At 28.2% G+C, this 15,734-nt stretch carries 11 protein-coding genes; 1 reads left to right on the top strand and 10 read right to left on the bottom strand.

What is annotated here, in order from left to right; all coding sequences use genetic code 11:
• Positions 1–573: 573 nt before the first annotated feature.
• From I4V51_RS13760 to bioA, 3 genes are all read right to left on the bottom strand, one after another.
• Positions 574–1,926: an MATE family efflux transporter gene (locus I4V51_RS13760; protein WP_195989008.1), complete on the bottom strand. Its 1,353-nt coding sequence runs from the start codon at positions 1,924–1,926 to the stop codon at positions 574–576.
• 222 nt (positions 1,927–2,148) lie between these two features.
• The gene (locus I4V51_RS13755) at positions 2,149–3,384 is read right to left on the bottom strand and encodes a U32 family peptidase (protein WP_195989007.1); all 1,236 of its coding nucleotides are present in this window, start codon (positions 3,382–3,384) and stop codon (positions 2,149–2,151) included.
• 72 nt (positions 3,385–3,456) lie between these two features.
• Positions 3,457–4,800, bottom strand: a complete 1,344-nt coding sequence (gene bioA, locus I4V51_RS13750; protein ID WP_195989006.1) for an adenosylmethionine--8-amino-7-oxononanoate transaminase — start codon at positions 4,798–4,800, stop codon at positions 3,457–3,459.
• Between the two features lie 210 nt (positions 4,801–5,010).
• On the opposite strand from bioA, the gene alr reads away from it, so the two are divergent.
• The gene (gene alr / locus I4V51_RS13745) at positions 5,011–6,171 is read left to right on the top strand and encodes an alanine racemase (RefSeq protein ID WP_195989005.1); all 1,161 of its coding nucleotides are present in this window, start codon (positions 5,011–5,013) and stop codon (positions 6,169–6,171) included.
• 55 nt (positions 6,172–6,226) lie between these two features.
• On the opposite strand, the gene msrB is transcribed toward alr, so the two are convergent.
• The 7 genes from msrB to I4V51_RS21525 all read right to left on the bottom strand — a co-directional run bounded on the left by msrB (position 6,227) and on the right by I4V51_RS21525 (position 15,649).
• Positions 6,227–7,183, bottom strand: a complete 957-nt coding sequence (msrB, locus tag I4V51_RS13740) for a peptide-methionine (R)-S-oxide reductase MsrB (RefSeq protein WP_195989004.1) — start codon at positions 7,181–7,183, stop codon at positions 6,227–6,229.
• A gap of 20 nt (positions 7,184–7,203) precedes the next feature.
• Positions 7,204–8,121, bottom strand: coding sequence for a phosphotransferase (locus I4V51_RS13735; protein ID WP_195989003.1), 918 nt, complete (start codon positions 8,119–8,121; stop codon positions 7,204–7,206).
• 42 nt (positions 8,122–8,163) lie between these two features.
• Positions 8,164–8,907 (bottom strand): hypothetical protein, encoded by a 744-nt coding sequence (locus tag I4V51_RS13730; RefSeq protein WP_195989002.1) that lies wholly within the window; start codon positions 8,905–8,907, stop codon positions 8,164–8,166.
• A 171-nt stretch (positions 8,908–9,078) separates the two neighbouring features.
• A complete protein-coding gene (locus I4V51_RS13725; RefSeq protein ID WP_195989001.1) occupies positions 9,079–9,984 on the bottom strand; it encodes a class C sortase in 906 nt (301 codons plus the stop codon).
• Positions 9,968–10,798: a class C sortase gene (locus tag I4V51_RS13720; protein ID WP_195989000.1), complete on the bottom strand. Its 831-nt coding sequence runs from the start codon at positions 10,796–10,798 to the stop codon at positions 9,968–9,970. The genes I4V51_RS13725 and I4V51_RS13720 overlap by 17 nt, the downstream gene beginning before the upstream one ends.
• Positions 10,799–10,869: 71 nt before the next feature.
• Entirely contained in the window at positions 10,870–12,432 is a 1,563-nt protein-coding gene (locus I4V51_RS13715; protein ID WP_195988999.1) for a SpaH/EbpB family LPXTG-anchored major pilin, read from the bottom strand.
• A 151-nt stretch (positions 12,433–12,583) separates the two neighbouring features.
• A complete protein-coding gene (locus I4V51_RS21525; RefSeq protein WP_195988998.1) occupies positions 12,584–15,649 on the bottom strand; it encodes a SpaA isopeptide-forming pilin-related protein in 3,066 nt (1,021 codons plus the stop codon).
• Positions 15,650–15,734 lie beyond the last annotated feature (85 nt).

The following is a 15,734-nucleotide window of genomic DNA, read 5'->3' as shown; positions in this document are numbered from 1 at the left end:
CCGCCAGCGTTCGTCCTGAGCCAGGATCAAACTCTCACTAAAAAGTTTAATCATTTGCTCAAATTACTTTGAGTCTTGTTTTAAGACTCTCAAAAGAATTGCTGGTTTACTTTAACTATATTCTGTTCAATTTTCAAAGACCATTTACTCTGTCGCACCGAAGCGACTTCCTTATCTTATCATTCTTGCCGATTCATGTCAACAACTTTTTGAAAAGTTTTTTTCATGTTATCTTAAGAAATCTCATCACTTCTGATTCGTTAATTAACGTATGTCATCAGCGACGAGATTTATCTTATCATGATTTACCTATTATAATTATTAAAATTAATCATTTAAATCAAATTATTCCTATAATTCTATCTTTTAATACTATTTTCTTTATTATTCTACTATTGATACACTAGGTATAGTTTAATATAAATAATCCTATATTTCCATTAACTCTCCCAATTATTAAATATTACTTCTTTAAAAATTAATATTTAAAATCATATTTGATTCCTTATTACCTACACATTTAATATTAATTCTAATAAAATCTCTTTAACTATACATTATTCTATTTATTTTTTATATCGTAGTATAATGAATCCATTTTCCCTTCCAAATCCTTGGAACAGTAACTAATGTCTTAAAGAATTCGTCACTTGATAAAATTAGATATACTAATACCGGATTAAGCTTTAATACAAATGCACAAGTAATACCTAAAACTATCTTTAATACCCATAATGTTACAACATCATTTATAGCACAAAATACAGTATCTCCAGCCCCTCTTAAGACACCTGCCAAAGTTGTAACTGTAACTGATTGAAATAATAACAAAAATGCAGATACATACAACATATCTTTTATTAGTTTCGCTGTTTCATTAGATGCCTTTATAAAAGATGGTGATATTGGCCTTATTAATATTATTCCAATAACAATGATTATTCCTAATAAAAAGCTAAGCTTTACTAAAAGCTTTGAAAAATTTAAAACTTCTTTCTCATGTTTTTTACCTTCTCCAATAAGGTTTCCTACAATTATAGCTGCTCCTCCACCAAATCCCATAATCGCAATACCTGCTAATTGTTGAAATACATTAATAAAACTATTTGCAGCTATTACATTTGATCCTAATCTTCCAATTATAGCTGCTTGTACCGAAATTCCTAGCCCCCAGTTTATTTCACTTAATAGAACCGGTAAACTATACCTTGCTATACTTCTCCAATACATACGAGTTTTTCTGCATATATCTTTTAATTTATATCCAATTTGATTTTCAAATTTATACATATATATAATCACTAATAAGCTTTCAAATATTCTACTTATTAGTGTTGCTACTGCTGCCCCTTGAATTTCTAATCGTGGCATGCCCAAATGACCAAAAATTAAAATATAATTTAAAAATACATTTAATACAAAAGACAAACCATATATATACATAGATATTTTAACATTCTGTATACTTCTAAGTCCCATTAAGTAAACGCCTGTAAAAGCAGAAAATATATATGAAATACCTACAATTTTTATGTATCTAGCACCATATTCTATAACCATATGTTCATTGGTAAAAATTGATACTACCTGTTTTGGAAAAGCTAGTACTACTATAGAGCCTAGTAATCCACCTACAACGGCTATTCTCATCATAAATGCCATAATTGATTTTATTGAATTAGTATCTTCTTTACCCCAATATTGTGAATTTAAAACCATAGCTCCGGATGCTAGTCCAAAAATTAATGTTGTAAAAATGAAATATGGCTGATTTGCCTGTGAAATTCCAGCTAACTGTAACTCATCTATATTTCCTATCATTAATGTATCAGTTACACTTACCCCAACATTAATAAGATTTTGTATTGCTATCGGTATTGCTATTAATAGTAATTTTTTTAATAAACTTTTTTCTCTTTCACTCATTTCTACCCTCTCACAAATTAAACTTTATTATATATTTATAATTAACAACCTTTTTATTCCTACACTGTAATTATATACAACAACATTTTATTATCAATAATTTATCTCATAATTATAAATTTCGTATAAAATACTAAAACCACAATGCGTAATGATTAGTACTATCATACCTTTCATTATACATTGTGGTTAATTATTAAATATTAAATTATATATTCAGCTTTAAACCAATTCTTTTCTTATGAAGCTATTCTTACTAACCTTAAATGGTACTTTTACTTTACACATCATACCTGGATGTGGACAACCTTCAATAGCTTCTCCCTCTTCATTATAAAGTTCTTCAACTATAAAGCTTTCTCCTACTGTATCTGGAGATAAAATTTCAACTTTATCGCCCTTTACAAATTTATTTCTTTGCTTACATAGTGCAATTTGACTTTCTTCATCATATTCATGCACTATAGCAACAACATCATACTCTCTAACATGATCATTTGTATGATAAATAATTGCATCATTTTTAGGCTCATTAAAGAAGAAACCTGTATTATATTCTCTATGACTCACCTTATACATTTCATCTCTTAAAACTTTAGGTAATTTATAATTTTCCGGATCTTCATAATATAAATCTATTGCTTTTCTATATGCATTAACAACTATTGCAACATAGTATTCACTTTTATTTCTACCTTCAATTTTTAATGAAGAAATTCCTGCTTCTAAAAGCTCTGGTAAATGTTCTATCATACATAAATCTTTAGAATTCATTATATATGTACCATGTTGATCTTCTTCAATAGGGAAATATTGATTTGGTCTCTTTTCTTCTACTAAAGAATATTTCCATCTACAGCTTTGTGCACAAGCCCCTCTATTAGAATCTCTTCCTGTCATATAACTTGAAAGTAAACATCTTCCTGAGTATGACATACACATAGCTCCATGAACAAATACTTCTAGCTCTAATTCTTCTGGAATATGTTCTCTTATCTCTTTAATTTCCTTTAATGAACATTCTCTAGCTAAAACTACACGCTCTGCACCTAAATCATGCCACATGTTGCAGCCTTCATAATTTACTGTATTAGCTTGTGTACTTATATGTATAGGTAAATTAGTATGTTTTTGAACAGTTCTAAAAACTCCAAGATCTGATACTAAGACTGCATCAACCTTAGCTTCTTCAAGGCTTTTTAAAAACTCTGGTAGTTTTTCTATACCTTCATTTCTTGGCATTACATTTACTGTACAATATATTTTTTTACCTAAACTATGAGCAAGTTCTGCGCCTTCTTTTATTTCTTCAAATGAAAAATTTTGTGCTGCTGCTCTTAGTGAAAATGCTTCTCCACCGAAATAAACTGCATCAGCTCCATATTGAAAAGCAATTTTTAACTTTTCAAGACTTCCAGCAGGTGCTAAAAGCTCTGGTTTTTTATATTTTATTGACATTATATCTCATCCTTTTACTTAGGTTTTTTACTTATAATATCATTTTTCATCTTAATAAACAATCTTAAAATATTACCTATCTAATGTTTTAAAAATAGCATCTCTACATATATTAATTGCTTTATCAATTTCATTATTATTTATATTAAGTGGAGGATTAAAATATAGAACATTTCCTAGTGGACGAAGAATTAAACCATTTTTTAAAGCCTCTTTATATACTTCATAACCAACTCTTAATTTACTATCAAATCTTTCTTTCGTATTTTTATCTTTAACAAGTTCAATAGCATTAATCAATCCAATACTACGTATTTCACCTATATTAGGATGCTCTATTAAAGAATCTCTTAATTTCTGTCTTAAATACTTAGCTGTTACAGAAGCTCCCTCTAAAATATTATCTTCTCTTAAAATTTTCTGAACTTCTAAAGCTGCTGAGCAACCTAGCGGATTTCCGCTATATGTATGACTATGCATAAAAGCTTTCCCTTTATTATAATCATCATAAAAAGCATTATATATTTCATCTGTTGTTATAGTTATTGCCATAGGCATATATCCTCCAGTAAGACCTTTTGATACACACATTATATCTGGACTAATATCTGCGTGATCAAATGCAAACATTTTACCCGTTCTACCAAATCCAGTAGCAATTTCATCTGCAATTAATATAACTCCATACTCATCACAAATCTTACGTAATTTTTTTAAATATAATGCTGGATATATCCTCATTCCTGCACTTCCTTGAACTAATGGCTCTATAATAATTGCACAAGTATTTTCTCCATGTCTTTCAAATGCTTCTTCTGCTTTTTTAAAACATTCACAATTACAGTCTTCTCTGTTTTTACCATAAATACATCGATAACAATCAGGTGCTTCTATATGAATAGTATCCATTAACATTGGTTTATATATTTCTGTATATAAATCCATACTTCCTACAGATAACGCCCCAATAGTTTCTCCATGATATCCATCAGCTAAACACATAAAGCCCTTCTTTTTAGTATTTCCTGTTTGCTGTTGATATTGAAAGCTCATTTTTAAAGCACATTCAACAGATGCAGAACCATTATCAGAGAAATTAAATTTTGTAAGGCCCTTTGGTACTACTTTAACTAGCTCTTCACATAGTTTAATAGCAGTTTCATGTGTAAAATTCGCAAATATAACATGTTCTAAAGAATCTAATTGCCTTTTTATTGCTAAATTTATCTTAGGATTACAATGACCTAAAAGATTACACCACCATGAGCTTATTATATCTATATATTCTTTTCCAGTATCATCATAAAGATATACTCCACTTCCTCTTTTTATAACTATAGGTGGTAATTCTTCATAGTCTTTCATTTGTGAGCATGGATGCCAAATGTACTTTAAGTCCTTTTCCTGTAAATTCATATTAATTCCCCCTAAAATACTCATTATAATTTTCTTAACAACTTCTCTAATTGTATCACCTATCAAATATATTGTAAATCAAACTATTCGAATTAGTTAACAATCAAAAAGAACCACTATTACTAAAATTTATATCTCTAGTGGTACTTATCATTTTCTAATATTTTTATTACAATGATAGTAAGAGATAATTAAATTCGAGGTGCAATAATGGATAAAATAATGAGACCTGTATGGGCTGAAATAGATTTAGATACACTTGCAAATAATATGAGAAATATAAAAAAATTAGCTGGCAACAAGGAAGTTATGGCTGTAGTAAAAGCCGACGCATATGGACATGGTGCTTTAGATGTAGCTCCTTGCCTTTTAGAAAATGGAGCTTCAAGACTAGCTGTTGCAATGCTTACTGAAGCAGTTGAACTTAGAAATAATAATATTACAGCTCCTATAATGATTCTTGGATACACTCCATTATATTTAGGTGAAGAGTTAATTAATTATGATATAGAACAAACAATTTATGATTTAGATTATGCTAAAGAATTATCATCATTAGCACTAAGTCTTAATAAAAAAGCAAAAGTTCATATAGCATTAGATACTGGTATGGGTAGAATTGGTTTCCTTCCTACAGATGAAAGCTTTAAGGCTATTTGTGAGATTTGTACTTTAGATGGATTAGATGTTATTGGAATCTTTACTCACTTCTCAAGTTCAGATGAAAAAGATAAAGATTATACTCAATACCAATTTAATCAAATTTATGACTTTATTAACAAGCTTGAAGATGCTGGAGTTAATATACCTTTAAAGCACGCATCTAATAGTGCTGCAATTATAGATTTACCTAATACCTATTTAGATGCTGTAAGAGCTGGAATTATTCTTTATGGATATTATCCTTCAAATGAAGTAGAAAAAGAAAACTTATCAATTAAACCAGCTTTAACATTAAAAGCTAGAATTGCTCATGTTAAAGAATTAGAAAGTGGTATGTATATTAGCTATAATAGGACTTTTAAAACATCTAGAAAAAGTAAAATTGCTACTATTCCTATTGGATATGCCGATGGATATATCAGAACTTTAAAACATGAAGCTAAAGTTATTGTTAATGGACAACTAGCTCCTATAGTAGGTAACATTTGTATGGATCAATTTATGATTGATGTCACTGATATAGATGATGTTAAACCTGGTGATGAAGTTATATTACTTGGTGAAAGCAATGGAATTAAATTTAATGCTGATAATCTTGCTAAATGCATGGATAGCATAAACTATGAAGTTCTTTGCTTATTAAAAAAGAGAGTTCCTAGAGCTTATATTAAAAACGGACAAATAATTCATGTAAAAAATAATGTATAATATTAAACTGCTCCTTAAGTAAATATTAAGGAGCAGTTACTTTCATAATTAAAGCCTATATCTTATCGCAATAATCCCCATATCCTAATTCTTTCATTTTATCCTTAGGAATAAATTTTAATGCCGCTGAGTTTATGCAATATCTTAATCCACCTAATTCTTCTGGCCCGTCTGTAAATACGTGACCCAAGTGGGAATTTCCTGATTTACTTCTAACTTCAGTTCTAAACATCCCATGGCTAAAATCTTCTTTTTCTTTTACATACCCATTATTAATAGGCTTTGAAAAAGCTGGCCATCCACATCCTGAGTTAAATTTATCCTTAGATGAAAATAGTGGTTTTCCAGTAACTATATCTACATATATACCTTCCTCAAAGTGATTATCATATTCATTAACAAATGGAGGTTCAGTACCATTTTCTTGAGTAACTTTGTATTGAAGTGGTGTTAATTTTTCTTTAAGCTCCTCTTTCTTTTTATCTGATATACTCCAAGCTTCTTCTATAAATTGCTTTCTTCCTGAACCAACATAATAAGCCTTATATCTAAATGGATTTTTCTTATAATAATCTTGATGATATTCTTCTGCCGGATAAAACTCCTCTGATTTTAATATTTTTACAACTATAGGTTTATTAAATATTTCACTTTCATTTAGTTTTAATTTATAATCCTCTGCAATTTTCTTTTGTTCTTCATCAACATAAAACACAGCTGTTTCATAGCTTCTTCCTCTATCATTAAATTGACCTCCCTCATCTGTTGGATCAATACTCATGAAGAATGCTTCTACTAATTCTACATACTTAACAACCTCTTCATCATATGTAATTTCTACAGCTTCATAATGCCCTGTTTCTGTGCTACATACTTGTTCATATGTTGGATTAACTATATTTCCACCTGTATAACCTACTACTACACTTTTTACTCCATCATATGAATCAAAGGGTTTTACCATGCACCAAAAGCATCCACCAGCAAAAATAGCTTTCTTTAAATTACTCATCATTATTGCCTCCTATACTACTATAGTCTAATTTTTATAGGTTCTATATACCAACTAGGTATATAATTTTTATAATTATCATACCATTGAATAACCCTCTTAGTTTGATTTATAGCTACATCAATCTCTTTTTCTCCAAAGGACTTAGCCCATGCAACAGTACTTATTTGATTGCTTGAAATATATAGCAGCATTAGTTTTAAAAAATCATTGGGTACATTGTTTTCAAAATATCCATTAATATATCCTGATGCAAACTCTGGACTTACTTCAGCGGACCAAACAATTCTATTGAACTCTTCCCATGGATCACCATAATCAAATCTATTAAAATCTATAATTCCCAATTCATTATTATCTGTAATTATCATATTTCCTATATGGTAATCTCCATGTTGAAAGCATTGAGGTCTATTTTTTAAAAGTTCTCTATTATCTTCAAGATATTTAATAATCTTATAATCATTTTCTAAAACAATTCCACAGGATTTATAATTCTCTATCTTTTTATCTATCTTCTTATTAAATCTTTCCTCCCAATTCTCTATATTTTCTGGTGCAGTAATACAATGAATTTCTTTTAAATATTTTCCTGATTTAACCCCTAAATTATATTGTTCTTTTTTGCTAAGCTTATCTATTTTTTCTATAGCATCTTCACCATTTATCCACGAGTATAATGAATATACAGATTTTCCAGCATTGCATATACCATAATCAATAGCAACTGACATATTTAAACTTCTTTTATTTAAATCTTTTATAATTTCAAATTCTTTTTTCTTTTTTTCATATTGTGATACATCACATATTCTAAGTAGTAAATTCTTATTATCCTTAGTTCTTATATGAAATTTTTTATCTTCTGACCATCCTTTATTGACTTCCTCTACAGATATCCATTCACTTCTATATTTTATGTCATCATATTCTCTCATTATTCTTCCCCCATTTATTACTTAAGTTTATTTAATTATAAACTAACTAAAATGCATTTTAATAAATTTAATCATATTATCTTTATTATTCTCAAATTGTGTTACCCTATTAACATTTGCACCGGAAGGATGTGGAAACCCCATAAGAATTTGATTTTCCTTTATAATTTCATTCTCCTTTAATTTTAACAATACCTCTTCAACGGCTTTTCCTAAAGGTATTAATAATATCTTTTCTGATTCATCCAATTTTTTAAATTCATTTATAAAATTATCATAAATATATCTCATTAAAAACTCACTTTTAATTAGCTTAGGAGTATGACCAGTATAATTTTCACCTTTAACAAAAACAGGATATGGTATTAAAGATATAGTATGTAATAAGTAATCTTTTTCTTCGAATAGTTCACTACAACTTTTTAAATTAAATATAGTATTAAGTTCAATTCCATCTAACATAGAAATAATATTTTTTCTTAAGCTTCCACTAAACCTAGCCGCAACCTTACATTTATATTGTATTTCCTCAATATTATCACTTATTTCTAACTCTTTTCTTGCTGTAGATATAGCTGCACTCATTTGCTGAAACCCTGGAGTTATTCCAATAATAAATATCTTTGCTTTTGGATTTAAATATTCATTATGTGGAGCATAATATATTTCTATATTTTTTTCTTTATCTACCAAAAACTTATCTACTAATATCTCCTCTTTTGTATATTTATCTTTTAATGGTAGTTGTTTTATTGCTTCTTTATAATCATATAATGTTTTTTTCATATGTACCTCTTTATCTTTAATAATTAATATACCTATTATTATATACAAATATAAAAAACAAATTAACCTATAAACTTTCTTTATATAAAGCTGTTAGAACTTTTTATAAATACATAACTTTAAAAGTAAATAAGTTACTCATTTTCACGAGTAACTTACTTAATAAATTTATTATGAATTTTTATTACTTCTTATTGTTTTATAAGCAATATATCCAAAAAAAATTATAATTAGAACTATTCCTATATATCTAAAAAAACTTTCAACATTAACTATATTATAAGTTTTTTTAGTATTTATATCATTATCATTTAATCTACATAATACCTCTTTATCCTCTTCTTGATAATTAGTGTCTTCTTGCCTTTCACAATATACTACATATCTTTGATAATTTTTAGTATATGGATGACATGTCATTAAAGTTATTAAATCTCTTCCTTCTTGTATAAGAACCTCTGATATCTGATCTGGATTTATAACTTTAGTTTCCATAACTTTATAAGTAAGCTCTCCCCACATATTAGTTACTTTAACTTCATCCCCTATCTCTAACACCTCAATATCTCTAAACATCGGATGAGTCTTCATTCCCCGATGAGCTGATATTACTGAATTAGTGTTAATTCCACCTATAGGTATAGATGTTTCACTTAAATGTGTTGCACCTTTTTTCATATTTTCTTGAGTTGCACCTAAATAAATAGGAACTTCTATATCCATTTTAGGTATAGTTAAATATCCTATAATATTCTCTTTAAATCCAATCTCTAATAAATCAAAACTAGGTAATTCATATGAAAAAGGATCTAATAAATTTTGTTGTCCTTCATTAAATATATTTTCATTATAGGTTTGCATATTACCAAACAATTCATCTATATTTTCTTTTATATCTGATGATTGATTTTCACTTTTATCTGCTACGATAACATTGGATATATCTTCCTTATAGTTAGAAATAGTTCTTTGTATTAAATAGTTATTTATTATTTTACTTGCTATAGGATATATAAAAACTAGAAGCCCTATAAAAAAAATTATAATTATGATTATCTTTTTAATTTTTTCTTTCATTTTTTATCCTACCTTTTAATTTTTTAAATATAAAAATAGATATTAAAATAATAAATACTAATATTATAAGTATAAATACATACTCCGAACTTTCCTTTTCATTATCTAATTCATTATTATTAATACTTGCTAAATACTTATCAGTATCAATTCTTGTTCCTCTTACTAATAATCTGTGAGTATTAACTGCATAAGGTGTACATGTTATTAATGTTATATAATCCTCTCCTACCTCTGCTTGTAAATCCTGTGTATCTGTAGGTTCCACAACTTTTATTTGATCAATCTTATATACTAAAATTTCAGTTAGCATTTTAATTGTAAATACATCACCGATTTCTAATTTATCTAAATCAGTAAATAATTTAGCTGATGGTAGTCCCCTATGTGCACTTAACACTGAATGATTACCTTCTCCACCTACTGGAAGTGGTGTAGTTTCTATATGCCCTACTCCACGCTTTAAAACATCTTCATTTACTCCATGAAATATAGGAAGATTAACGTCTATTTTAGGAATCTCTATATATCCCATAGTTCCATCTATATTTAAAACTTCATTATATTCACTATTTACATTATTTTCAGCTTCTTGTGAAAAAGGATCTACAATTATTGTATTTTTAAACTGCTCATTATAAATTCTTGCTTCATTTAGAATTTTTTCAATCTTTTGTTGTTGCATTTGTTCAACAGTGTAATTATATTCTTGTATTGCAGTTGTTTGAAATACATTCATAAGTAAGTTACTTACAATAGGATATAGTAATATTCCTAAACCTAATATAAATATTAAAATTATCAATATTTTCATCAATTTTATCTTCATGTTGTCACCTATAACAGAAAGGGAGAGTGTAATCCTCCCCCTAATTTTTTATATTATTATGCTCTTTTTGTTGTTCTCATATATAAGAATGCTGCTGCACCCATAATTGCTAATCCACCTAAAGTGAATATAACTGTACCCATACCTCCTGTTACTGGTAATATGAATTTTCTATTTTCTACTGTAACTTTATTACTTTCTAAATGAGATGTAGCATTTACAGTTACCTTTAATGGTTCTCTTAATAAGTTATATTGCTTATCTGCTTCAGTTATTTCTCCATCTCCATTTGAATCATATCTTGGAGCTACTGTTTCTACTATCCAGTAATCTGTTGAACCAGTAGTTACATTATTTCCTGTTACTCCATATGCTAAACCTTCAAATATAGCTCTACCATCTTTCCCTGTAGTTACTTCCCACTCTTGAGTTTTATCTGCTGGATTAACTATTGCATTTGTACCATCTTTAGCATCTTTTAAGCTTGGATATATTTTAAATTTAGCACCTTGTAATTTTACATTATTATTAGAAGCATCAACTTTTTCTAATAATATTCCACCAGTATGTACTTCTGGTATTTGACTTGGATTATATTCTGTATTAGTACCAAAACTGTTTGTATAATCTAAAGTAACATTATTAGGTATTTCTGTAGCCAAAGCTGCTGAAGTATTAATTACTGTTGTAAAAGATATTCTAATACTAGATACGCCTTCAGTAAATTGTGTTGATAAATATTTACGCCCTTGTTCATTGAAAGAAATTTTTATTGTTCCACCACCATTTTCTGGTTTTGTATCATTTTTAGTTTTTGGAGCTTCAAGACTATAATATGTTTGATCAATTCCTACTTTTTCGCCATTTTTAACAAAGTAAACTTCTAAGTTATCTGTATAATTTAATCTTTTATCTAACTCATCAATAATATCGTACTTTTTAGCATCTGATATATCAGCTGGAATGCTTGGCTTAATAATCCACTTAACATCCTTACCAATTCCTGCTGTTTCATGTTTATTTCCTTCGCTAGTAACATCTTTATCAATACTTGGTCCACCTGCAACTACATTCTTTGGATAGACATGTACATCATATAACCAAGAATTTGCTGTTGTTGGATGTGCCATTGGAATACTTACTAAGAAAGGATTTCCTTTTTCTAAAACCCCTGCATTATCTAACTCTGTAACTAAATATATACCTTGTGGTAATTCACCTATTGAAGCTACCCCTTTAGTAGTTCCATTTTCTCCATTTGCTGTTGTAATTGTTTGTGCTTCAAAACTCTCATCTCTAACTACAGCCTCTGTATTGTTTCCTACTATTTGTTCAGGCAATGTATTATCTGCAACTTTTTCAATTTTAAATGATACTCCTTCTAATGGCTTTGCTCCTTCTGGAAGTTGCCTATCATCTTCTAAACCATTTGCTGGTGTTCCTGGATTAGGCATTGACTCCATTGCATACTTATGAATTGTAATAGATCCTTTTGCATTTGGGTCTGGTAATACAGCACCCTCATTTTTTGTTGTAGCACTAGTTGTAATACTTCCTAATGCAAGCATTGCACTTAGTGCAAGCCCTAATATTCCCCTAAATTTTTTAGTAATTTTCATGAAAAAATCCCCCTTATTTCCATCTTTTTAAATAATTTATGTTAAGTAATTTTAATTTTCAAAAAACTATAATTACCTAAAGACAATTTATATTTTCGGAATCGTTTCCACAGTTTTAGAAACAATCTCCTTTCAAAATAAACATTTATATTTAATTAAATCTATATTTTTTCTTTTTTACTTTAATAAATAAATAGAATACTATAGCTAATCCTATTAACATAACTCCAATATAGTTACCTCTAGTGATTCCACTTCCTCCAGCTGTTGGTAAAACAATATTTTTCTTATTTTTAATCTCTATTGTAATAATAGCTTTATCATTTTCACTTATATTAAATGTAATAGGTTCTTTCAACAGTTCATATCCATCTGGTGATTTAGTTTCAACGAGTACATATTTTCCATAAGGTAAATCTTTAAAATCTGCTTCTCCATTTTCATCTGTGGTAGTTACTCTTTGTTCGAAATTTTCATCATTACTACCATCTTCTTTTAATTTATTTAAAGTGAATTCAGCACCTTTTAACTTTATACTTGAATCACTACTATCAACTTTAATTAATTTAACATCCCTAAGCTTTTTCTTATTCATATAAGTTACCTTATTTATATCAGTTGACGAAGTTATCTCTCCTTCTACAATTGATTTTCCATCATCTGGTTTTGTGCCATTTATACTTACTACCTCATATTTATCTCCTAAGATTTCTTCTATTTTATACTTTGTGTTTATTGGAATATCTCTAATTTCAGCAGTTTGTCCTGTTTTTAATTGAATTACCCAATTTTTATCAATCTTTACTGCATTTTTTTCAATTTCCCCATCTATTCCTTCACCTGAAACATAATATTTACCATTATAATTTATAGGATCTATTTCATTTCCTAATATAGAAGTGAAGGTTACCTTAAAGTCAAATACATCATCTTTATAATTATCAAGATTATCTTCCTTTAGAGCCTCTATCTCTTTGTAAATACTCAATCTTCCTATTTTTATCTTATTAATAAATTTTGCATAATAAATATACTTTTCATATAATGAAGTACTATGAGGAATCCTAAATTCACTAGCTATAGTTCCTTCTCCTTTACCAAGTACTATTTCATTATTCTTATCTGAAAGATCTTTCGTAATCCAGGTTGTACTAAATCTGTCATCTCTTTTTTCATTTACAACAACATTACTTCCTTCAGTAAACCTATTATAAAATGTTGCTAAATTAGTATGCTTTAATGTAAATGTATCACCATTCATAGTCTTATCACTTACTTCACCATTAACATTTATCTTATAATCTAAATTCTGCTTTAAAACTTTATTTTCAGATACATTAAATCCAAAATCAATATCATTTGCTATCTCTGTTGTTTTGTTTGATAAAACTTCATTAACCCCAGAAGTATCTACTTCTTTTTCAACTATTAATTCATTATCTGAAGGAATAAAATTAAAATCCATATAAAGGTTAGATTCAATCATCCCTCTTTCCATATAAAATAATGTAAGTGTATGAATTTTATCGGTATCATATTTTCCATCACTTGCATATGAATCATTTGGTAAAATTAAATCACTACTAACTGATCCAACTGGTTGATATAAGGAATTACTTTTTAAGTCCCCTATTACCACATTATCAACTGTTGATTTTCTAGATGCAAAATCAATTTTCCCAGTAGTCTGACTATGTGCACCCCCCATATCAAGTACAAGCTTATTATCAATATATACCCAAACATCATCATCGCCCTTAAAGTTAAACTCTATAGGAACATCTTTACCATTAATATTTTTTACTTTACCATCAGCTGTTAACTTAAATTGAATCTCTATTTTTGATCCAAATCCATAATTTAATTTACTTACATTAGAACTGTCTGTTGAACTATTAAAAGGGAAAAATCCTGCTTCATTTTTTCCTGTTCCCCATCCATTTGTTCCGTTCATATCTCTTACTATAATACTATTGTCGTTATCTGAAACATCGAACCAATAATCTAAATTATTAGTTTCTCTATTAATTCTAACTACGTCAGTGATATTGCTATTATTAACCTTATATCCACTTTTACCACTACTAAATGTATAATAATAAGTATCATTTTTTAATCTTTTCTTAAATGGAAACTTTAAATCACTTACTGTTTCTCCTACATTTCCTGTAACAAAGCTTTCATCAAAATAAGGCAATCTAACTTGCGAAATTTCTATTTCATCTAAAAACCTTATGTCATTAATGTAAAAGTGATTTTCATTGCTTCCATCTGCCCAATATCCTAAATACATATTAGCTATATTATTAAAATCAAAATTAGAATTTTCATTTAACTTATTTAAATCTATTATTATTCTTTTCCACCCTGTACTTTTTGTTGGCATTTTATTATCTGAATGTGTTGTCGTAAAACTTTCAGCCCATCCACCAATTTTATTTCCATTTCCATCTTCAATTGAAATATACGGTGAACCTGAGGTTTCTTTACCTATATTGTATATTTCAAAAGTTAAGTATTTACTATTATCTGAGTAATCATTTTCATTAGCGCTTATTTTTACTCTTTCGCATGGTGTTCCGTCTTGCTTGCCTTGTAACCACACTTGTAAAGAACCAATTCTGCCATTTATATCTTCTTGTTTAATCCAACTGTCTCCTTTACTAAGCATAGATATATTATTGTCAGCATACTCATACTTTTTACTGTTTTCATCTGTTATTATAAGCTGATCTGTACTATTTTGAGTAATATATCCTTTGCTATCTAAAATTTCACTAACTATTCCCTGTAAAGACGCTGAATAATTTGCATTACGATTAGCTCTGTTAATTGCCCAATAAAACCTATAAGCACTTCCACTTAAAGTTTGTCCTAATATTGGGTTTTGTTCTGGATTATTAGAATTTCCTGCTGCACCATTAAAATCACCAAAATATAATGGATATTCCATTCCATTGTCTTTTGCATAATCAGAAACTATCTTATTAAAATTTTCAAAGGAGTAATGATCTCCATTTCCATTATCAGACGTATCTTCTGTTTGGTATTTTCCATAATAATTATAAAAGGTAACGTTTCCGAGATAGTCAGCATTACTCTGACTAACCTTAACAGTATCAGCTATAGCTTCATTTTTAGGAAAATATCCTATTATGATTATGCTAATTAAAAAGATACTTAAAAATTTGAATATATCAAACTTTCCCTTTTTCACAATTATCATTCCCCCTTTTTTATAATATTTTATATTTTAAGTTAAACTTTAAATTTAACCATAAATAGTATTTTCATTTAAATAT

It is taken from the genome of Clostridium sp. D53t1_180928_C8 (assembly GCF_015667795.1).
In the GTDB taxonomy this organism is placed as follows: domain Bacteria; phylum Bacillota; class Clostridia; order Clostridiales; family Clostridiaceae; genus Clostridium.
The sequence above is the reverse complement of the archived record's forward strand: the minus strand, read 5'-3'. Positions and strand labels throughout refer to the sequence as shown.